The 18,159-nt window shown below is 64.9% G+C and carries 24 protein-coding genes; 15 read left to right on the top strand and 9 right to left on the bottom strand.

All coding sequences use genetic code 11. The features are described from left to right. Positions 1 to 27: 27 nt before the first annotated feature. The 4 genes from B2V17_RS07770 to B2V17_RS07755 all read right to left on the bottom strand — a co-directional run bounded on the left by B2V17_RS07770 (position 28) and on the right by B2V17_RS07755 (position 2,522). Positions 28 to 780 (bottom strand): ABC transporter, encoded by a 753-nt coding sequence (locus B2V17_RS07770; protein WP_292996769.1) that lies wholly within the window; start codon positions 778 to 780, stop codon positions 28 to 30. Beyond that, positions 767 to 1,114 (bottom strand): hypothetical protein, encoded by a 348-nt coding sequence (locus B2V17_RS07765; protein ID WP_292996768.1) that lies wholly within the window; start codon positions 1,112 to 1,114, stop codon positions 767 to 769. The genes B2V17_RS07770 and B2V17_RS07765 overlap by 14 nt, the downstream gene beginning before the upstream one ends. Before the next feature lie 20 nt (positions 1,115 to 1,134). Continuing rightward, positions 1,135 to 2,142 carry a cysteine synthase A gene (locus B2V17_RS07760; protein WP_292996767.1) on the bottom strand — a complete coding sequence of 336 codons (1,008 nt, stop codon included), beginning with the start codon at positions 2,140 to 2,142 and terminating at the stop codon, positions 1,135 to 1,137. Positions 2,143 to 2,204: 62 nt separating this feature from the next. Continuing rightward, positions 2,205 to 2,522, bottom strand: coding sequence for a 2Fe-2S iron-sulfur cluster-binding protein (locus B2V17_RS07755; protein WP_292996766.1), 318 nt, complete (start codon positions 2,520 to 2,522; stop codon positions 2,205 to 2,207). Between the two features lie 90 nt (positions 2,523 to 2,612). Between B2V17_RS07755 and B2V17_RS07750 the strand changes: the two genes are divergently transcribed. Together B2V17_RS07750 and B2V17_RS07745 are read left to right on the top strand one after the other, a co-directional pair. After that, positions 2,613 to 3,230 carry a DNA-3-methyladenine glycosylase family protein gene (locus B2V17_RS07750; protein ID WP_292996765.1) on the top strand — a complete coding sequence of 206 codons (618 nt, stop codon included), beginning with the start codon at positions 2,613 to 2,615 and terminating at the stop codon, positions 3,228 to 3,230. A gap of 41 nt (positions 3,231 to 3,271) precedes the next feature. Further along, complete coding sequence (locus B2V17_RS07745; RefSeq protein WP_292996764.1) at positions 3,272 to 4,081, top strand: SDR family oxidoreductase; 810 nt, start codon at positions 3,272 to 3,274, stop codon at positions 4,079 to 4,081. A 164-nt stretch (positions 4,082 to 4,245) separates the two neighbouring features. On the opposite strand, the gene B2V17_RS07740 is transcribed toward B2V17_RS07745, so the two are convergent. Genes B2V17_RS07740 through B2V17_RS07730 form a run of 3 tightly spaced genes read right to left on the bottom strand, consistent with a single transcriptional unit; the run spans position 4,246 to position 5,425 of the window. Beyond that, positions 4,246 to 4,752 (bottom strand): DUF1697 domain-containing protein, encoded by a 507-nt coding sequence (locus B2V17_RS07740; RefSeq protein ID WP_292996763.1) that lies wholly within the window; start codon positions 4,750 to 4,752, stop codon positions 4,246 to 4,248. Further along, positions 4,749 to 5,135, bottom strand: a complete 387-nt coding sequence (locus tag B2V17_RS07735; protein WP_292996762.1) for a GFA family protein — start codon at positions 5,133 to 5,135, stop codon at positions 4,749 to 4,751. Before B2V17_RS07735 ends, B2V17_RS07740 begins: the two co-directional genes overlap by 4 nt. Continuing rightward, positions 5,135 to 5,425: a 4a-hydroxytetrahydrobiopterin dehydratase gene (locus B2V17_RS07730; protein WP_292996761.1), complete on the bottom strand. Its 291-nt coding sequence runs from the start codon at positions 5,423 to 5,425 to the stop codon at positions 5,135 to 5,137. Before B2V17_RS07730 ends, B2V17_RS07735 begins: the two co-directional genes overlap by 1 nt. A 48-nt stretch (positions 5,426 to 5,473) precedes the next feature. Between B2V17_RS07730 and ccmA the strand changes: the two genes are divergently transcribed. Together ccmA and B2V17_RS07720 are read left to right on the top strand one after the other, a co-directional pair. Next, positions 5,474 to 6,076 carry a heme ABC exporter ATP-binding protein CcmA gene (gene ccmA, locus B2V17_RS07725; RefSeq protein WP_292996760.1) on the top strand — a complete coding sequence of 201 codons (603 nt, stop codon included), beginning with the start codon at positions 5,474 to 5,476 and terminating at the stop codon, positions 6,074 to 6,076. Continuing rightward, on the top strand, positions 6,073 to 6,729 hold the full coding sequence (locus B2V17_RS07720) for a heme exporter protein CcmB (RefSeq protein ID WP_292996759.1): 657 nt from the start codon (positions 6,073 to 6,075) through the stop codon (positions 6,727 to 6,729). The genes ccmA and B2V17_RS07720 overlap by 4 nt, the downstream gene beginning before the upstream one ends. Before the next feature lie 186 nt (positions 6,730 to 6,915). Here the strand turns inward: B2V17_RS07720 and map are convergent, their stop codons facing one another. Beyond that, on the bottom strand, positions 6,916 to 7,740 hold the full coding sequence (gene map, locus B2V17_RS07715) for a type I methionyl aminopeptidase (RefSeq protein WP_292996758.1): 825 nt from the start codon (positions 7,738 to 7,740) through the stop codon (positions 6,916 to 6,918). A 47-nt stretch (positions 7,741 to 7,787) separates the two neighbouring features. On the opposite strand from map, the gene B2V17_RS07710 reads away from it, so the two are divergent. The 11 genes from B2V17_RS07710 (at position 7,788) to B2V17_RS07660 (ending at position 17,183) form a co-directional block, all read left to right on the top strand. Then, a complete protein-coding gene (locus tag B2V17_RS07710) occupies positions 7,788 to 9,170 on the top strand; it encodes a leucyl aminopeptidase family protein (protein WP_292996757.1) in 1,383 nt (460 codons plus the stop codon). After that, positions 9,163 to 9,573 (top strand): SH3 domain-containing protein, encoded by a 411-nt coding sequence (locus B2V17_RS07705; protein ID WP_292996756.1) that lies wholly within the window; start codon positions 9,163 to 9,165, stop codon positions 9,571 to 9,573. The genes B2V17_RS07710 and B2V17_RS07705 overlap by 8 nt, the downstream gene beginning before the upstream one ends. Before the next feature lie 139 nt (positions 9,574 to 9,712). Then, complete coding sequence (gene argC, locus B2V17_RS07700; RefSeq protein WP_292996755.1) at positions 9,713 to 10,636, top strand: N-acetyl-gamma-glutamyl-phosphate reductase; 924 nt, start codon at positions 9,713 to 9,715, stop codon at positions 10,634 to 10,636. 261 nt (positions 10,637 to 10,897) lie between these two features. Continuing rightward, positions 10,898 to 11,236, top strand: a complete 339-nt coding sequence (locus B2V17_RS07695) for a P-II family nitrogen regulator (RefSeq protein ID WP_292996754.1) — start codon at positions 10,898 to 10,900, stop codon at positions 11,234 to 11,236. 130 nt (positions 11,237 to 11,366) lie between these two features. Further along, the gene (gene glnA / locus B2V17_RS07690) at positions 11,367 to 12,776 is read left to right on the top strand and encodes a type I glutamate--ammonia ligase (protein ID WP_292996753.1); all 1,410 of its coding nucleotides are present in this window, start codon (positions 11,367 to 11,369) and stop codon (positions 12,774 to 12,776) included. Positions 12,777 to 12,920: 144 nt separating this feature from the next. Further along, complete coding sequence (locus B2V17_RS07685; protein ID WP_292996752.1) at positions 12,921 to 13,511, top strand: lysozyme; 591 nt, start codon at positions 12,921 to 12,923, stop codon at positions 13,509 to 13,511. 88 nt (positions 13,512 to 13,599) lie between these two features. Beyond that, a complete protein-coding gene (locus tag B2V17_RS07680) occupies positions 13,600 to 15,024 on the top strand; it encodes an aldehyde dehydrogenase family protein (protein WP_292996751.1) in 1,425 nt (474 codons plus the stop codon). 199 nt (positions 15,025 to 15,223) lie between these two features. After that, complete coding sequence (locus tag B2V17_RS07675) at positions 15,224 to 15,550, top strand: ArsR/SmtB family transcription factor (protein WP_292996750.1); 327 nt, start codon at positions 15,224 to 15,226, stop codon at positions 15,548 to 15,550. Continuing rightward, positions 15,547 to 16,029, top strand: coding sequence for an ArsI/CadI family heavy metal resistance metalloenzyme (locus tag B2V17_RS07670; protein ID WP_292996749.1), 483 nt, complete (start codon positions 15,547 to 15,549; stop codon positions 16,027 to 16,029). The genes B2V17_RS07675 and B2V17_RS07670 overlap by 4 nt, the downstream gene beginning before the upstream one ends. Positions 16,030 to 16,032: 3 nt before the next feature. Further along, positions 16,033 to 16,536: an arsenate reductase ArsC gene (locus B2V17_RS07665; protein ID WP_292996748.1), complete on the top strand. Its 504-nt coding sequence runs from the start codon at positions 16,033 to 16,035 to the stop codon at positions 16,534 to 16,536. After that, complete coding sequence (locus B2V17_RS07660; RefSeq protein ID WP_292996747.1) at positions 16,533 to 17,183, top strand: aquaporin; 651 nt, start codon at positions 16,533 to 16,535, stop codon at positions 17,181 to 17,183. The genes B2V17_RS07665 and B2V17_RS07660 overlap by 4 nt, the downstream gene beginning before the upstream one ends. Here the strand turns inward: B2V17_RS07660 and B2V17_RS07655 are convergent. Continuing rightward, positions 17,180 to 18,034 (bottom strand): arginyltransferase, encoded by an 855-nt coding sequence (locus B2V17_RS07655; RefSeq protein ID WP_292996746.1) that lies wholly within the window; start codon positions 18,032 to 18,034, stop codon positions 17,180 to 17,182. The two genes, B2V17_RS07660 and B2V17_RS07655, sit on opposite strands and share 4 nt — an antisense overlap. Between the last annotated feature and the right edge of the window lie 125 nt (positions 18,035 to 18,159).

The raw sequence follows: 18,159 nt of genomic DNA, 5'->3' as shown, positions 1-18,159 counted from the left end.
TCCCGCGATTTCCCCGAAGCTGGCGAATCAACGCGCGGCGAAGGCCATTTCGAGCAGCGCCTTTAGGGCCTTGGCCCGCGTACCTTCAGGATCTTCGCGCTCCAGCACGGCGGCGTCGGCCAATGCGACTACCCGCCCCTTCCCGATCGCGCAGGTTACCGCCAGACCATCAGCCCAAAGGCGGCAGTTGGCTTGCCCTCTGGTCATGAAATGGCCCGGCAGGTTGACCGGCATGGCCACCCCCATCACCTCGCGGCTGGTCTCACCCAGTTGCTGGCCATCGTCGAAACGCAGGTCCAGTCCCCAGCGGTTCAGGATCGGCGAAAGCAGGACCACCGCCTGGGGCCGGCGCGGATCGGCCAGCGGGAAGGCGGACTCCTCGGTCAGCGCGGGGTCTGCCAGCAGCAGCAAATGTCCCCCGCCCCGAACCCATTGATCGAGCGCGACGTTCTCCTGCGGCCCCAAGACCCGCGGCTGCGCCATGACGAGGCGGCGAACCCGATCAAGCGGGGCCTGCCCCGACGGACCGGACAGGACGTCAATCGGCTCGATCGCGCCGGTCGCGGCCAGGACGCCCTTGGCCCAGTGCGGTTCGACAGCGGGATTGAGCGACACGGACAGGTCCGGACTTTCGGACCAAAGGATCGGCAGGGTGGTGAACAGACCGATGGGTTCGCCGGGTTTCTCCGCGCGCGGTGCGGTCCACCACACCAGCGCGGAGATCGCGGCGGCAATCAGGGCACCGATGATCCAGCCGGTGGAGCGCTTAACGCGGAGCATTCACCGCCGGCGTGGCCGGGTTGGCCGCTGTACTTGAAGCCTCGCTCGGCACGGCCGAGGGAACCACGCCGATATCGGCAAGCGGATCGGAATTGGTCGCTGATGCGCTGGCCGAAGCCTGGGCCGCCGGGGTTTGGCCGGCTTCCTCAGCCATCCGTGCCCGATCATTGATGATGTTGGCGAGGCCGACGACCAGCAGGATTGCAGCAATCCCGAACAGCCCGGTCTGCAACCGTTGCACGGCCTGCGCGCGCAATTCGCGCGCCGATGGCGGCACGAAATGCTGCGGACCGGATAGCGGTGGTGTGACCCTTCGTGGCGGTTGTGTTGCCATTCTGCGACGATGTTAGCCGATCAGGCGAGCCAGGGGAAGACCGGGAGACCCTTGGATTTCAGCCATTCCGCGTTGTAGAGGCTGGACAGGTAGCGGAAACCGGTGTCGCACAGGATCGTCGCGACGCGGGGATTCTCGCGTCCTTCGGCCACCAGCTGCCGGCCCAGTTCAACCGCTCCGGCAACATTGATGCCCGATGACAAGCCCAGGCAAAGCCCTTCTTCCTTGAGCAGCCGGGCGACCCAATCGAGCCCTTCGTCGTCGGAAATGCGGAACTGGGTGTCTATCGGCGCGCCTTCCAGATTGGCGGTGATCCGGCCCTGCCCGATCCCTTCGGCCACCGAATTGCCCTCGGCCTTGAGTTCGCCGTGGGCGTAGTAGTTGTAGAGCGCCGCGCCATGCGGGTCGGTCAGGGCGATGCGAATGCTTTCATCGAAGGCTTTCAGGCCAAGTCCGACCCCGGCGATCGTCCCGCCGGTCCCGGCAGCGCAAGTAAAGCCGTCAACCCGGCCTTCGAGCTGCTCCCAGATTTCAGGCGCGGTGCTTTCGATGTGGGCCTTGCGGTTGGCGATATTGTCGAATTGGTTGGCCCAGACCGCGCCTTCGGTCTCTTCGGCCAGCCGACGCGAGGTGTGGACGAAGTGCCCGGGATTGGAGAATGGCGCGGGCGGAACCAGAACCAACTCGGCCCCCAGCGCGCGCAACGTGTCCATCTTTTCCTTGGACTGGTTCTCCGGCATGACGATCACGGTCTTGTAGCCGAGCGCATTGGCGACCAGCGCGATCCCGATCCCGGTATTGCCGGCGGTCCCTTCGACAATCGTCCCGCCGGGCCTGAGCAGGCCCTTTTCCTCGGCATCGCGGACGATCCACAGCGCGGCCCGGTCCTTGACCGAGGCACCGGGGTTGGCGAATTCGCACTTGCCCCAGATCTCGCAGCCAGCGGCCTCGCTCGGCCCTTCGAGCAGGACCAGCGGGGTGTTGCCGATCAGTTCAAGCGTGTCGGTTCTCGCGGATGGTGCGTTCATGCCGTCAGAGTTAGGTTTGCATGGGCCGCCGCGCAATCGATTTGCGCTTTGCCGCGTGAAACTCAGTCTTCGGGAGCGATCGTCACCTTGAGGCCGTCGAGCGCGTCGCTGATTTCCAGCTGGCACGACAGCCGCGACATTTCGGTGCGGTGATCGGTCGAATCGAGCAGGTCGTTCTCGTCTTCCGACAGCGGGGTCACCTTGTCGGCAAAGGCCGGGTCGACATAGACATGGCAGGTGGCGCATGAGCAGCATCCACCGCACAGCGCCAGCAATTCGTCAAAGCCGTTGTCGCGGATCGCTTCCATCACGGAAACCCCGGCGCTGGCTTCGATCTGCTTTTCCTCACCGGCCCGATTGACCACGACAAGCTTGGGCATATTCGTCGATCCTCTTGTGGAGCGCCCCCTATCGGCGCTTTGGCCGGGCTGCTAACCACTCGCCAGAAGTTTGGCAAGCGGGACGCGGCAATGAGTTTGAGTGCGAAGCAGATCAGGGCGGGACTAGATGCGGTATCGGCGCTGGAGCCGAAGATCGCACTGGCGGTCGAACGCGTCGGTTATCCCGAGCCGCGGATCCGGCCGACCGGATACGGCACCCTGATGCGGACGATCGTCGGCCAGCAGGTCAGCGTCGCCGCAGCGGCTTCGATGTGGCGCAAGTTCGAGGCCCATGTGGGCGAGGACCTCGACCCGCACCGCGTGCTCGATTCCGATTTCGACACGCTGCGCGCCTGCGGCCTGTCGCGGCAAAAGCAGGGCTACATGCGGTCCTTGTGCGAACTGGTGGTGACCGGCAGCCTCGATTTCGACAACCTGCCCAGCGACGATGAGGAAGCCATCGCCCAACTGACCCTGATCAAGGGGATTGGCCGTTGGTCGGCCGAAATCTACCTGCTGTTCGCCGAAGGCCGCCCCGACATCTGGCCCGCGGGTGATTTGGCGGTTCAGGCCGGGCTAGGCAAATTGCTCGGTCTGGAGGAACGACCCAGCGAGAAAGCGACCCGCGAACTCGCCGAGGCCTGGCGCCCGCACCGCGGCGCCGCGGCGATCTTCACCTGGCATTGCTATAACAACCCGGCGCTGTAAGCACTGCTGACAACAATGTCAGTTCGATTCGGGAGAGGGCGATGGCTGCGCACAAGACGATTTTCATCACCGGCGGGGCATCCGGCATCGGCCGGGCGGTGGCACTGAAGTTTGGCGGACAGGGCTGGTTTGTCGGGCTTGCCGACATCAACGAGGCCGGCGCGCGCGAAACTGCGGCCATGCTTCCGGCGGGGCACAGTTCGGTTCACAAGCTCGACGTGCGTGATCGCTCGGCCTGGGATGCGGCGCTGGCCGATTGCGCCAAGGCCAGCGGCGGCAAGATCGACGTGGTGTTCAACAACGCCGGGATCCCGCTCGGCGGCCCGCTGATCGAGAACAACGTGGCCGAAATCCAGCGCTGTCTGGATATCAACCTCAAAGGCGTGCTGTTCGGCGCGCAGGCGGCGCACCCCTGGCTCAAGGCCAGCGCGCCGGGATCGTGCCTGCTGAGCACCGCCAGCGCGGCGGGGATTTATGGCACGCCGGGGGCCTCGGTCTATTCGGCGACCAAGTTCGGGGTCCGGGCGATCACCGAATGCCTCGATGCCGAATGGGCGCCGGACGAAATCAAGGTCTGCGACCTGATGCCGGGCTTCATCGACACACCGCTGATCGACATGAACCCCAACCAGCAGAGCAACGAGGATATCCGCAGCCGGGTGCAGGAAGCCGGGCTGGAGATTTCGCCGGTCGGCGATGTCGCCGAGGCAGCGTGGAAAGCTGTCCATAGTGATACCTTGCACAATCGCGTCGGCAAAAGCGCCCATCGCCTGGCCTTCGCGGCGCGCTGGATGCCGGGAAGGTTGCGCAAGATGACCAAGGCCAGTGGGCAGCCGCTTGGCGGGAAATAGGGTTCACACGAAGACACGAAGATCACGAAGACGTTGCGTCTGCGGCGAAAACGCGCTTCCAATCTGACGTTCTTGCAGGTCGAAACGCCGGATTGAATGAATGAGACCTGCGTCCAAAAACGGCCTCTTCGTGTCCTTCGTGTCTTCGTGTGAACCAATATGGATTAGATCAGCGACCCAGCCAGCTCTGCCAGCTTCCGCACCGTATTCATGTTCCGCGCCGTCCCCGACTTGGCAGCCGGGACCGCCAGCTTCGAAGTGCCCATCCCCTCGTCATAGTCGATAAAGATCTCGCGCCGCCCAAGTGCCAGCACTTCACCCGCCTGATTGCGCACCCCGTCCAGCGAGGGCTCCACATCGGTGAACAGCACGACCACCCGGTTCCCGGCACGCTCCGGCCAGGGGCAGCACGCAGCCACGTCGGCCAGTTCCTCCGCGCTGCGCACCAACACCCCGATCCGCGTGCCGAACTCCGCTTCGATTCCATCCTCGATCAGCCCACGCAGATCATGCTCCCCCAGCGCACTGGCGAAGATCAGGTTCCCGCTGGCGATATAGGTCCGCGCTTGCATAAGCCCCAGCCGCCCGGCCAGCGCCGCCAGTTCGACCATCGGAATCTTGTTGTTGCCGCCGACATTGACCGCGCGCAGCAGGGCGACCCAGCCGGTCACGGATAGATCGTCCAGCCTTCCGGCGTGCTTAGCCAGACGCACCGGTTCTCATCACGGTAAGATGCAATCGGTTCACCGAGCACACCGGGATCAAACGTTCCGCCAGCCACACCCACCATTCCCGGCGCGGTTCCTGAAGTCCACCAGACGGTCGTGCCGCAATCCGGGCAGAAGTGACGGACCTGCGGTTCGGCGACTGGCACCGGGCGCGCCTTGGCTGTGCCGCTCTTTCCGGTAAGCTGACCTTCCAAAAAATAAGCCTGCCAGCCAAATGCGCTGCCGGTGCGGCGCCGGCAGTCAGTACAATGGCACAGCGCATTGAGCACTGGATCGCCCTCGATCTCGATTCCCAGCTGCCCGCACGAGCAGCGCGCCCGCGCCACTACAGGTAGCCCTCGATCGCCCGCGCCATCGCTGCATCGCGCGCACTCAGGCCATCGGCATCGTGGGTGGTCAGCGTCATCTCGACCCGGTTGTAGACGTTGAACCATTCCGGGTGGTGGTCATGTTTGTCGGCATAGAGCGCAACGCGGGTCATGAAGCCGAAGGCCTGGTTGAAATCCTTGAACTTGAAACTGCAGACAATCGCCTTGCCGTCCTCGCGCAGGGTCCAGCCCGGTACTTCGGTAAGGAGGCTATCGACTTCGGCTTGGGTCAGACGGGGGATGGACACGTGCGCTCTCCTTGGCAGACCCCATGCTTTCCCCTATCGCGCTGGCCCATGCAAGAGTGCCGTATCGCCGCCCAAGACCTTGCGTGCCGCCGCGGCGACCGGCTGCTGTTCGCGCGGCTGGGGTTCGCGCTGGGTCCGGGCGAGGCGCTGCAGCTGGGCGGAGCCAACGGGATCGGCAAGTCGAGCTTGATCCGGATCCTGGCCGGACTGCTCGCCCCCTATGCCGGAACGGTCGAGCGCGCAGGAGCCATCGCCCTGGTCGACGAGCGCCCGGCGCTCGACCCGCATCTGCCGCTGGGCCAGGCTCTGGCCTTTTGGCAGCGGCTCGACGGGCCGGCGGATTTCCAGGCAGCGCGGCTGGGCATTGCCGCGTTGATGGACATTCCGGTGCGCTATCTTTCCACCGGGCAGAAAAAGCGCGCGGCGCTGGCCCGGCTGATCGGGCAAGGCGCGCCGATCTGGTTGCTGGACGAGCCGCTCAACGGGCTCGACGCCAAGGGCACCGCGCTGGTCGAGACGCTGGTAGCCGAGCATTGCACCGAGGGCGGGATTGCAGTGATCGCCTCGCACCAGCCGTTCACCTTGGCTGGCATGACCCGGATCGAATTGTCAGACTTTCTCCCTTCCCCGTCGGGGAAGGGGCTTTCATGAGCATGCTCTTGGCCCTCCTCCGCCGCGATCTGGCGCAGCTGCTGCTGGGCGGACGGCGCGGCGGGGCGCTGTTGCCGGTGCTGTTCTTCCTGGCGGTCGCGATGCTCTATCCGTTCGCGGTCGGTCCCGATGCGCCCGTAATGGCGCGGACCGGGGGCGGGGTGATCTGGGTGGCGGCGCTGCTCGCCGCGATCCTGCCGCTCGACCGGCTGATCGAGCCGGACCTTGAGCTCGGCATGTTCGATCAGTGGGCACTGCGCGGGATCAGCGAGGAACTGCTGGTAAGTGTGCGGGTGCTGGCGCACTGGCTCAGCTTCGGGCCGCCGCTGATGCTGGCCGCCCTGCCCGCCTCCGCGCTGGTCGGGATCGATGGGCAAACGCTGTGGCTGGTCGAACTGGGACTGCTGGCCGGAACCCCGGGGCTGGCCGCGCTCGGCGTACTGGTCGCCGCGATCACCGCCGGCCTGCGCGGCGGCGCAGCGCTGGGCGGCCTGATGGCGATCCCGCTGGCTGTGCCGCTGCTGGTATTCGGCGCGGGCAGTCTTGCGATCGGCGGCGAAAGCGGCCTGGGCCTGACCGCCGCGTTCAGTCTGGTGCTGCTGGCGATCACGCCCTTCGCGGCAGGAGCGGCGATCCGGGCTGGAAGAAGTTAAGAGGGTTCACGCAGAGGGCGCAGAGAAAAAGATAGAGGCGCAGAGGCGTTCCCCTGAGCCGAAGGCTCAGCCTCTGTTCTTTGACGTTGCGTTTGGCGAAATATTGAAGAGCTAGATCGGCTTCGCCGGAAGCACGACATCTCTGCGCCTCCACTTTCTTCTCTGCGCCCTCTGCGTGAACCAATCCTAGTAAGGCGGCTTGTCCAACCCCTTCGGGCTCGCCGTAAAGATCTCGCACCCGTCCTCGGTGATCCCGATCGAGTGTTCGAATTGCGCCGACAGCGAGCGATCCCGCGTCACCGCCGTCCAGCCATCCTCCAGCAGCTTCACCCCCGGCTTGCCAAGGTTGATCATCGGTTCGATCGTGAAGAACATGCCCGGCTTCAGCTCCGGCCCGGTGCCTGCGCGGGCGGCGTGGACCACTTCGGGGGCATCGTGGAACAGCCGGCCGAGGCCGTGTCCGCAGAATTCGCGGACCACGCCATAGCGGTGCCCTTCGGCATATTTCTGGATCGCCGCGCCGATATCGCCCAGCCGCGCGCCGGGCCGGGCCTGTTCAATCCCCAGCATCAGGCACTCGTAAGTCACATCGACCAGCCGCTTGGCCTTCAACGGCACGTCGCCGACCAGGTACATCCGGCTGCTGTCGCCATGCCAGCCGTCAAGCAACGGGGTCACGTCGATATTGACGATGTCCCCGTCCTTGAGCTGCTTGTCCGACGGAATCCCGTGGCAGACCACATGGTTGATCGAGATGCAGCACGAGTGCGCATAGCCGCGATAACCCAGCGTCGCCGGAACCGCACCGTTATCGAGCGTGAACTGGCGCACGAAATCGTCAAGCTCACCGGTGGTCACCCCCGGCTGGACCATCGGCACCAGCGCGTCGAGCGTCTCGGCGGCGAGCCGTCCGGCCTTGCGCATGCCTTCGAAGGCCGAGGGGCCGTGCAACTTGATCGTGCCGTCGCGCAGCTGCGTATCGGCGTCGGTAACGGTCTGGTACTGGTTCATGCCCGTGCATATAGTCACAAAGCGCGCAAATGGCTATTGCCGCCGGCATGAGTGACAAAAACACCCTGATCCAGCCCGACAAGGGCCAGCCCGCCATCCCGATCCATCTGGTCGACAAGGCCGGGCTCGATGCCTTCGTCAAAGGCTTGTCAGCCCCCCAGCGCGCCGCGCTGGCCGCGCAGAAGTTCGAAGGCGACGGCTATTCCTTTGCAATCCTGCCCGATGGCGACAGCTGGTTCGTGGTATCGGGCGTGGCCAATGTCGAGAGCCTCTCCAGCTGGTGCATGGCCAGGCTGGCCGAGGCGCTCCCGGCTGGAACCTATCGCCGGGCGGGTGGCGAGCCTGGCCCCGCGCTGCACGGCTGGCTGACCGGTCAGTACCGCTTTGACCGCTATCTCTCCAAGCCAAGCGAAGAAGGCGCACGGGTCCTGCTGACCAAAGACGTTGCGGCGATCGAACCGGCGCTGGCCGAGGCGGCGGCAGTGGCGCTGGTCCGCGATCTGGTCAACACCCCGGCCGAGGACATGGGGCCGGCCCAGCTGGAACACGAAGCCCACGCGTTCGCCAAGGCGCACCGAGCGGAGTTCAAGGTGACCAGCGGCGATGCGCTGGAGCGCGGCTTTCCGATGGTTCACGGCGTGGGCCGCGCGGCCGCGCGCAGCCACGCGCCGCGGATGATCGAACTGCACTGGGGCGATGAAAAGCACCCCAGGGTGGCGATCGTCGGCAAGGGGGTCTGCTTCGATTCCGGCGGGCTCGATATCAAGCCCAGTTCGGGCATGCTGCTGATGAAGAAGGACATGGGCGGCGCGGCACATGCCCTGGCGCTGGCCCAGCTGGTGATGCAGGCCGGCCTCAAGGTCCGGCTCCACCTGCTGATCCCGGCGGTCGAGAACGCGATTTCGGGCAATGCCTTCCGGCCTGGCGACGTGCTGCGCAGCCGCGCCGGGATCTCGGTCGAGATCGGCAACACCGATGCCGAAGGTCGGCTGGTTCTGGGCGACACGCTGACCCGCGCTGGCGAGGAAGAGCCCGAACTGGTGATCGACTTCGCGACCCTGACCGGTGCCGCCCGGGTCGCGGTCGGGCCCGACCTTCCCGCGCTGTTCACCCGCCGCGACGAAACCGCCGAAGAACTGCTAAAGGCAGGCGAGGCGGCGGATGACCGCTGCTGGCGCCTGCCCCTGTTCGACGGCTACCGCGAATACCTGAAAAGCGACATTGCCGATCTCAACAACAGCAGCTCCAACGGCTTTGCCGGAGCCTCGGTCGCCGGACTGTTCCTCGACCGGTTCGTGCCGGAAGGGACCGACTGGGCCCACTTCGATACCTTCGCCTGGCGCCCCGCGGCCAAGCCCGGCCGGCCCAAGGGCGGCGATGCGCTGGGCCTGCGCGCCGCCTGGGGCCTGTTAAAGGGTCGGTATGGATAGCTTGCTAGAAGGCGCAAGCGGCGCTAATCGCCCGCTCTTCCAGTTCGGGGGTACCGACAGTTTGACCGCCAGTGCGATTCCAACCGGGCAGCTTGCCCTATCCGGACCAGCTGAAAAGCTGGACGCCGCGCATTGGCCGGTGCGCGGGGACCTGGCGCATATCCGCCTCGCCGGGCGCTGCTTTGTGCCGCACTATGCTGTGCCGATGGAGCATCAGGTTGTCCCCTGCGGCGCCAAGCTGTTCGCGCTGAACAGCAAGGACAGCGAAGTGCGCGACACACTGGGCGGCGGCACATTGTTCAACGTGCTCGACGTGACCGGCGGCTGGGCCTGGGGCCAGGTCGGCGATGATGGTTATGTCGGCTATCTGCCGGTCGAAGCGCTGCAGGAACGACGAGGTTAGTACTAGCGTCGCTTGCCGGAGCCAGTAAGCCCTTCCCCGGTGGGGAAGGGTTGGGATTGGGGTTCCACGCGAGCGCTCAACCCCCACCCCCAACCCCTCCCCGCTGGGGAGGGGAGTTCTCAGGCACGAGACCGAAGCAATGACCAACACAGTGTTCATCGACGGCGCCGCGGGCACCACCGGGCTCGAGATCGTCGAGCGACTGGCACCGCGCAGCGATTTCCGGCTGATCATCCTCGACGAGGATCAGCGCAAGAGCGCGGATGCCCGCCACCAGGCTTATCACGCCGCCGATTTCGCGGTGCTGTGCCTTCCCGATGAAGCCGCGGTCGGGGCGGTCGCCCTGGCCGAGGGCAGCAAGGTGCGGATCGTCGATGCTTCCAGCGCGCACCGGGTCGCACCCGGCTGGACCTATGGCTTTCCCGAACTGATCGGGCGGAGCAAGGTGGCCGAGGCGAGCCGCGTGTCCAACCCCGGGTGTTATCCCACAGGTTTCCTGGCCCTGCTAGCCCCGCTGATCCGCCACGGGCTGCTGCCGTCGGACTGGCCCTACACCTGCCACGCGGTCTCCGGCTATTCGGGCGGCGGCAAGGCGCTGATCGCCCGGTTCGAGGAGGACGGCGATATCGCCTTTCGCGATTACGGACTGGCTCTGGGCCACAAGCACGTGCCCGAAATGCAGGAATATGCCGGACTGGCCCATCCTCCGCTGTTCGCACCGGCCGTGATCCCGGCGCACCGCGGCATGGTGGTGGAGGTGCCGCTGCACCTCTCGCTGATGGAGCGCGCCGCGCCGACCGATGGCCTGCGCGATTGCCTGGTCGATTTCTATTCCACCAGCCCGGTCGTCACCGTCCATCAGGAAACGCCTGACGAATTGCTGCTGCGTCGTTCAATGGCCCCGTCAGACCGGCTGGAACTGTGGGTCTTCGGCAGCCGCGACGGCAGCCAGGCGCGGCTGGTTGCGCGGCTCGACAACCTTGGCAAGGGCGCCAGCGGGGCGGCCGTGCAAAGCCTCAACCTGATGGCCGGGCTCGACGAAATCGCCGGTCTTTCGCTGTAGCTGCCCATTTTTTAGGCAGGCCTTGCTGAAAATTCAGGCAAGCCGTGCGCCCGCTCTGCGCACAATTGTTGTGCATGATCGCCATTAGCGATTCGATATCTTGCGAATCCGCCCTTTGCGCGCCTAGGGCGAACGCCTAGAGCGGGATTCAGGCCTCTGGCACGATTCTTGATAGGATCGGGTCAGTGGCAAAGACAACTCCGGGCTGCCCTTCGATAGAGACCAGGGCGGATCCGGCTTGCTGCGCAGGGGAATAGGCACGTGAAAAAGATCGAAGCGATCATCAAGCCGTTCAAGCTCGATGAAGTGAAAGAAGCACTCCACGAAGTCGGCGTGTCGGGCATCACTGTAACCGAGGCCAAGGGCTTCGGCCGCCAGAAGGGCCATACCGAGCTGTACCGCGGCGCGGAATACGTGGTCGATTTCCTGCCCAAGGTGAAGCTTGAAGTCGTGGTCCCCGATGCCCTGGCCGAACGAACGGTCGAGGCGATTGCCGCCGCCGCCCAGACCGGGCGGATCGGTGACGGCAAGATTTTCGTCTTCGCGGTCGAAAGCGCGCTGCGGATCCGCACCGGCGAGCGCGACAACGACGCGATCTGATTAGCCCCCCTCCCGTATGCGGGAGGGGATGGGGGTGGACCAGCCATCCGGCCGGAACCAGCTCCAACCCTGACACACCCACCCCTAACCCCACCTGCAAGCGGAAGGGGTACTTAAGAAGGACGCAAAAATGTCGAAGGCAAAGGACATCATCAAGCGGATCAAGGACGAAGAGATCGAGTGGGTCGATCTGCGTTTCACCGACCCCAAAGGCAAGTGGCAGCACCTGACCATGTGCGCGCACGTGATGGGTGAGGACGAGCTGGAAGACGGCCTGATGTTCGACGGATCGTCGATCGAAGGCTGGAAGGCGATCAACGAATCCGACATGATCCTCAAGCCGGATCTGGACGCGGTCTATATCGATCCGTTTAGCGCCACCCCGATGATGGTGATCTGCTGCGACATCGTCGAACCTTCGACCGGCGACCTCTATGGCCGCGATCCGCGCTCGACTGCCAAGCGCGCCGAAGCCTTCGTCAAGTCGAGCGGCGTGGGCGACACCGTCTATGTCGGCCCCGAAGCCGAATTCTTCATGTTCGACGACGTCCGCTTCTATGACGGTTACGATGGCAATGGCTTCAAGATCGACGACATCGAGCTGCCGACCAATTCGGACACCAAGTATGAAGCCGGCAACCTGGCGCACCGCCCGCGTGCCAAGGGCGGCTACTTCCCGGTCGCGCCGGTCGACAGCGCGGTCGACATCCGCGGCGAGATGGTCTCGACCATGCTCGAGATGGGCCTGCCCTGCGACAAGCACCACCACGAAGTCGCCAGCGCCCAGCACGAACTGGGTCTGACCTTCGGCACCCTGGTCCAGACGGCTGACCGCATGCAGGTCTACAAGTACGTCGTGCACCAGGTTGCCCAGGCCTATGGCAAGACCGCCACTTTCATGCCCAAGCCGATCATGAAGGACAACGGATCGGGCATGCACACCCACATCTCGATCTGGGATGGCGGCAAGCCGCTGTTCGCCGGGAACGGCTATGCCGGCCTTTCCGACATGTGCCTGTACTTCATCGGCGGCGTGATCAAGCACGCCAAGGCGCTCAACGCTTTCACCAACCCGACCACCAACAGCTACAAGCGCCTGGTCCCGGGTTACGAAGCGCCGGTGCTGCTGGCCTATTCGGCCCGCAACCGCTCGGCCTCGTGCCGCATTCCCTATGGTGCCGGTGACAAGGCCAAGCGCGTGGAATTCCGCTTCCCCGATGCGATGGCCAACCCCTACCTGTGCTATTCGGCGCTGTTGATGGCTGGTCTCGACGGGATCAAGAACAAGATCCACCCGGGCGAAGCCATGGACAAGAACCTCTATGACCTGCCCCCGGCCGAACTGGCCCAGGTGCCGACCGTCTGCGGTTCGCTGCGCGAAGCGCTGGAATGCCTCGAAGCTGATCACGAGTTTCTGCTCGCCGGCGGGGTCTTCACCAAGGACCAGATCGATGCCTACATCGAGCTGAAGTGGCCCGAAGTGCTGCGCTGGGAAACCACGCCGTCGGCGGTCGAGTTCGACATGTACTACAGCGCCTGATCACTGCGACCCGGACAGGTGCTGACAAGGGCGTCCCGGGAAACCGGGGCGCCCTTTTGCTTGGGCCTTCCGAAAAGCATTTTCCTACACAGACGCTTTGTGCCTAATAGTTTGGCCTCCCGTTCCTGACCCGAGGCTATGCCGATGTCCTTCACACTCGACTTTTTCGAAGCCCTACGCCGGATGAAGGCCCGCCGCGAAACCGCTGACGCAGTGGCTGAGAAGACGCAAACGCAGACTGTCCCCGCCATTACAGCCATGCCTGGTTCTCATTCAGGCCGGATCGGCCCCGCTGGCCTGGCTCTGATCAAGCGCTTCGAAGGCTGCGCCAAGAAGCGATCCGACGGCGCTTTCGAAGCATACCCTGATCCCGGCACCGGTGGCGATCCCTGGACGATTGGCTGGGGGGCGACCGGCAAGGGCATCACCAGGGGCACTGTCTGGACCCAGGCCGAGTGCGATGCGCGGCTGGAGACGGACCTGATCCGCTTCGCCCGCGAAGTGGTCCGCGCGATCGGCACCAGTCCAACCAGCCAGAACCAGTTCGATGCGCTGCTCAGCTTTCACTACAACACCGGGGCGATCGCGCGGGCGACGCTGACCAAGCTGCACAAGGCCGGGCAATTCGACGCCGCCGCGCGCGAATTCGGCAAATGGGTCCATGCCGGCGGGCGGCGCTTGTCCGGACTGGTCCGGCGGCGCGAGGCCGAGGAAGCGCTCTACAAGCGCAGCTAAACCACGACGTACCGATTGCATCTTGCAATCCATCCCGCACACTCCGAAATACGTCGCGTTTAATCGATCCATTAAGGGAGATTCGAGGATGCGCGAGCTGCTGCAACATTACATCGACGGCAAGTGGGTGGACAGCGAAGGCGGTGTCCGCCGCGAAGTCATCAATCCCGCCACGGAAGAAGCCTGTGCGGTAATCTCGGTCGGCACAAAGGCCGATGTCGACAAGGCCGTGGCCGCTGCCCGCCGCGCCTTCAAGAGCTATAGCCAGACCACCCGCGAAGAACGGCTGGCGCTGCTGGAACGGATCGTTGAGGAATACAAGAAGCGCGCCGCCGATCTCGCCCAGTCGATGGCCGAGGAAATGGGCGCTCCGCTGTCGTTCGCGATCACCGCGCAGGTCGGTGCCGGGATCGGCGGTTTCATGAGCACGATCGCCGCGCTCAAGGACTTCAACTTCATGGAAGACGGTCCGGGCTTCAAGGTGGCCTATGAACCGATCGGCGTGGTCGGTATGATCACTCCCTGGAACTGGCCGCTCAACCAGATCGCGCTCAAGGTCGCCCCGGCGCTGGCCGGCGGCAACACCATGGTGCTCAAGCCTTCGGAAGAATGCCCGACCAACGCCAAGATCTTCGCCGAGATCCTTGACGCAGCGGGCGTGCCGCCGGGCGTGTTCAACCTGGTTCAGGGCGATGGCCCGACCACCGGCAATGCGATCTCCAGCCACCCCGATGTCGAAATGGTCAGCTTCACCGGCTCGACCCGCGCCGGGATCCAGGTGGCGATCGCCGCCGCACCCACGGTGAAGCGCGTCCACCAGGAACTGGGCGGCAAGAGCCCCAACCTGGTCCTGCCCGATGCCGATCTCGCCGCTCACTTGCCCGCCGTGGCGATGGGCCCGCTGGTCAACACCGGCCAGTCCTGCATCAGCCCGACCAAGGTGCTTGTCGCCAAGGACCGCGAGGCCGAAGTGGTCGGCTTCTACAAGGCGATGTATTCGCAGACCCCGGTCGGCGATCCGATGGCCGAAGGCCAGCATCTTGGCCCGGTGGTCAACAAGGCGCAGTTCGAAAAGGTGCGCGGGCTGATCCAGTCGGCAATCGATGAGGGCGCCAAGCTGGAAACCGGCGGCCCCGACCTGCCGAGCAACGTCAACCGCGGCTACTATATTCAACCGACTGTGTTCTCGGGCGTGACGCCGGACATGCGGATCGCCCAAGAAGAAATCTTCGGACCCGTTGCGACAATCATGACCTATGACAGCCTTGAGCAGGGCATCGAGATGGCCAATGACACCGAATACGGCCTCTCCGCCGCGATCACCGGCGATCCGGCCAAGGCGGCAGGCGTAGCCGGCCAGCTGCGCGCCGGCATGGTCGCGATCAACAACTGGGGGCCCACCCCGGGCGCCCCGTTCGGCGGCTACAAGCAGTCCGGCAACGGCCGCGAAGGCGGTCTGGCCGGCCTGAAGGATTTCATGGAAATGAAGGCGATCTCGGGCCTCCCGGCCTGATCGTTTTTCCCTGAACTTGCGCAGCCCCCTTCCCGCCAGCGCGGGGAGGGGGTTTGCTTTTGGAGAACAGCCAGCGGTGACGGCCGGGCAGAAAACCTTGACGGCGTCCGGCAAAATGAAATTTGTCCTTTGTTGACGGCTTGACAGGCCGCCAATTTCTTCGATATTTCTATAATCATCGAATCATGGAAGGAATGCAGTGGGACCCGATTCCATCATCCGCTCGCTTGGCGCATTGGCCCAGGAGCACCGGCTCGCTGCTTTCCGTCTGCTGGTGCAGGCCGGGCCGGAGGGCATGGCCGCAGGCGCGTTGGCCGATGCACTGGGCATTCCTGCCTCCTCGCTCAGCTTCCACCTCGCCCAGCTGAGCCACGCCGGGCTGGTCAGCCAGCGCCGGGTCAGCCGCTCGATCATCTACGCCGCTGACTATGCCGCGATGAACGGGCTTCTCTCCTACCTCACCGAAAACTGCTGCGCCGGGGGCTCGTGCGCGCCCGCCGCCACTGCCGAAAGGATGGCCTCATGAAGCGTTTCCACGTGCACGTCGGGGTAACCGATCTTGACCAGTCGATTGCTTTTTACACCGGCCTGTTCGGCCAGGTGCCCAGCGTGACCAAGAGCGATTACGCCAAGTGGATGCTGGAAGACCCGCGGGTCAACTTCGCGATCTCTCAGAAATGCGGTGCGGTCAAAGGGGTCGAGCATCTGGGCCTGCAGGTTGAGGATCAGGGCGAACTGGCCGAAGTCTATTCCGCGCTTGAGGCTGCCGGCCGCCCGGTGCTGGAAGAAGGCGCGACCACCTGCTGCTATGCCCAGTCCGAAAAGAGCTGGATCGCCGATCCCGACGGGGTCGTTTGGGAAGCATTCCTGACCAGCGGGGAATCGACCGTCTATGGCTCACGGCCCGAGCTTGAACAGCTCGCCTCGGCCAATGCCGCGGCCGGATCGTGCTGCGCGTCGCAGGCCCCCGCAGCCGCACCAAAGGCCGCCACAGGCTGCTGCTGACCCATGGTTCAGGTCCGTTCGGTGCTGGTGCTTTGCACCGGCAATTCAGCCCGCTCGATCCTGAGCGAAGCGCTGTTTCGGCGGCTCGGAGCAGACCGGCTGATGGCCTATAGCGCTGGCAGCAAGCCGAAGGGCGTGCCGCATCCCGGCGCGCTGCGCCTGCTGGCAGCCAAGGGCTCCGACACGGCGGCGTTCCGCTCCAAGTCCTGGCTTGAATTCACCGGACCCGACGCGCCGGAGATCGATCTGGCGATCACCGTCTGCGGCAATGCTGCGGGCGAGGTCTGCCCGGCCTTTCCCGGCACGCCCTTGCGCGCGCACTGGGGCCTGCCCGATCCGGCAGACGTGACCGGCGGCGATGCCGCTGTGGATGCGGCCTTTGCCGAAACCTGGCGGCTGCTGGAAATGCGGGTGCAGGCTATGCTGGCCCTGCCGCTGGAGAGCATGGACCGCGATGCTGCCCAGGCTGCGCTTGCAGAGATCGGCGCAATGGAAGGCGCAGCATGAGGCAGCGGCTGTGGGCCGAGGCACTCGGCAGCTTTTTCCTGTTCGCCACCGTGGTCGGCTCGGGCGTGATGGCCGAGCGGCTGGCGCAAGGCAACGATGCCGTGGCGCTGCTCGGCAACACGATCGCCACCGCGGCGATCCTGTTCGTGCTGATCGCGATGCTCGGTCCGATTTCCGGCGCGCATTTCAACCCGGCGGTCAGCCTGGTGATGCGGCTGCGCGGTGACTGCTGCTGGAAGGGGCTGGCGGTGACGGTGGCGGTGCAGGTGCTGGCCGGGATCCTGGGGGTCTGGGCGGTCCACGCGATGTTCGATCTTCCAGTGCTGCAGTTTTCCACCAAGCTGCGAGATGGACCCGGACAATGGCTCAGTGAGTTCATTGCCACCTTCGGCTTGATCACCACGATCCTGCTGACCGCGCGGCACCGCCCTGCGGCGGTTCCCGCAAGCGTCGCGCTGTACATCACCGCCGCCTACTGGTTCACTGCATCGACCAGCTTCGCCAATCCGGCGATCACCCTGGCCCGCAGCCTAAGCGACAGCTTCGCCGGGATCGCTCCGGCCAGTGCCCTGCCATTCATCGCGGCGCAGCTGCTCGGCGCGCTGGCTGCGCATGCGTTCGACAAGGCTGTGTGGGACCCGGCCTAGTCAGCCAGGCGGTATTGGTCCTGAACGCCATGCGCGCCGTCCTTGGTGCTGCCGTCGAGCAGGACCGCCTCTGTCCGGCGTAGTGCGGCGGCGGAGGCGATCAGGCTGTCCTGTTCGGGCGCGCTCATCCGCTGCCAGCCGGTCCGGGTCAGCCGTTCAATCGGGCGATAGCGGACCTTGTACTGCATCCGCGGTGAACCTTCCACCCAATAGCCCAGATAGACGTAGGGCAGCCCTTCTTCATGGGCGCGGCGGATGTGATCGAGGATGATGTAGTTGCCAAGGCCGGTACGGCCTTCGTGATCGGGCTCGTAAAAGCTGTAGATCATCGAAAGACCATCGCCCTGGCGGTCGGTCAGGCAGGCGCCGACCAAGCGTCCTGGGGTGCCATCCACGGTCGGCTCGCGGTATTCGACTACCCAGCTATCGACCGGGGTATGCTCAACCATATCGGCGAAATCGACTTCGTCCATGCTGGTCATCCCGCCTCCGGGGTGCCGCTGGCCGAGATAACGCTGCAACAGGTCAAACTGCTCGGCGGTCGACCAGGGCCGGCAGACCGTGGCGACCAGATCCGAATTGCGCCGCAGGATCTTCTTCTGGCTGGCAGATGCGCGGAATTCGCCCGCCACCACCCGCACCGAAACGCAGGCCTGGCAATCTGAGCAGCTGGGGCGATAGGCGACGGTCTGGCTGCGGCGAAAGCCGATCCGGCCCAGCGCGTCGTTCAACTCGTCGGCATGGGGGCCCTTGAGCTCGGTAAATACCTTGCGCTCCGTCCGCCCCGGCAAATAGGGGCAAGGCGCCGGGCTCGTGACGAAAAACCGGGGAAATCTAACGGGTGCCGTCACGCTGCGTGGACCATCCTGATGGGTTGGCTAAGGCAGACACTATGCATGGGCCGGCGCAACGTTGAAAGAACTTTAACCACGAAACACGGTAAAGGCATCGTTATTATGCACAGTCCACCCGCACA

Source organism: Novosphingobium sp. UBA6272 (assembly GCF_002440635.1).
Taxonomy (GTDB): domain Bacteria; phylum Pseudomonadota; class Alphaproteobacteria; order Sphingomonadales; family Sphingomonadaceae; genus Novosphingobium.
The sequence above is the reverse complement of the archived record's forward strand: the minus strand, read 5'-3'. Positions and strand labels throughout refer to the sequence as shown.

Coding starts and splice junctions, on each gene's coding strand:
- B2V17_RS07770 (WP_292996769.1), bottom strand. CDS start 780: ATGCTCCGCGTTAAGCGCTCCACCGGCTGGATCATCGGTGCCCTGATT.
- B2V17_RS07765 (WP_292996768.1), bottom strand. CDS start 1,114: ATGGCAACACAACCGCCACGAAGGGTCACACCACCGCTATCCGGTCCG.
- B2V17_RS07760 (WP_292996767.1), bottom strand. CDS start 2,142: ATGAACGCACCATCCGCGAGAACCGACACGCTTGAACTGATCGGCAAC.
- B2V17_RS07755 (WP_292996766.1), bottom strand. CDS start 2,522: ATGCCCAAGCTTGTCGTGGTCAATCGGGCCGGTGAGGAAAAGCAGATC.
- B2V17_RS07750 (WP_292996765.1), top strand. CDS start 2,613: ATGAGTTTGAGTGCGAAGCAGATCAGGGCGGGACTAGATGCGGTATCG.
- B2V17_RS07745 (WP_292996764.1), top strand. CDS start 3,272: ATGGCTGCGCACAAGACGATTTTCATCACCGGCGGGGCATCCGGCATC.
- ccmA (WP_292996760.1), top strand. CDS start 5,474: ATGCAAGAGTGCCGTATCGCCGCCCAAGACCTTGCGTGCCGCCGCGGC.
- B2V17_RS07720 (WP_292996759.1), top strand. CDS start 6,073: ATGAGCATGCTCTTGGCCCTCCTCCGCCGCGATCTGGCGCAGCTGCTG.
- map (WP_292996758.1), bottom strand. CDS start 7,740: ATGAACCAGTACCAGACCGTTACCGACGCCGATACGCAGCTGCGCGAC.
- B2V17_RS07710 (WP_292996757.1), top strand. CDS start 7,788: ATGAGTGACAAAAACACCCTGATCCAGCCCGACAAGGGCCAGCCCGCC.
- B2V17_RS07705 (WP_292996756.1), top strand. CDS start 9,163: ATGGATAGCTTGCTAGAAGGCGCAAGCGGCGCTAATCGCCCGCTCTTC.
- argC (WP_292996755.1), top strand. CDS start 9,713: ATGACCAACACAGTGTTCATCGACGGCGCCGCGGGCACCACCGGGCTC.
- glnA (WP_292996753.1), top strand. CDS start 11,367: ATGTCGAAGGCAAAGGACATCATCAAGCGGATCAAGGACGAAGAGATC.
- B2V17_RS07685 (WP_292996752.1), top strand. CDS start 12,921: ATGTCCTTCACACTCGACTTTTTCGAAGCCCTACGCCGGATGAAGGCC.
- B2V17_RS07680 (WP_292996751.1), top strand. CDS start 13,600: ATGCGCGAGCTGCTGCAACATTACATCGACGGCAAGTGGGTGGACAGC.
- B2V17_RS07670 (WP_292996749.1), top strand. CDS start 15,547: ATGAAGCGTTTCCACGTGCACGTCGGGGTAACCGATCTTGACCAGTCG.
- B2V17_RS07665 (WP_292996748.1), top strand. CDS start 16,033: ATGGTTCAGGTCCGTTCGGTGCTGGTGCTTTGCACCGGCAATTCAGCC.
- B2V17_RS07660 (WP_292996747.1), top strand. CDS start 16,533: ATGAGGCAGCGGCTGTGGGCCGAGGCACTCGGCAGCTTTTTCCTGTTC.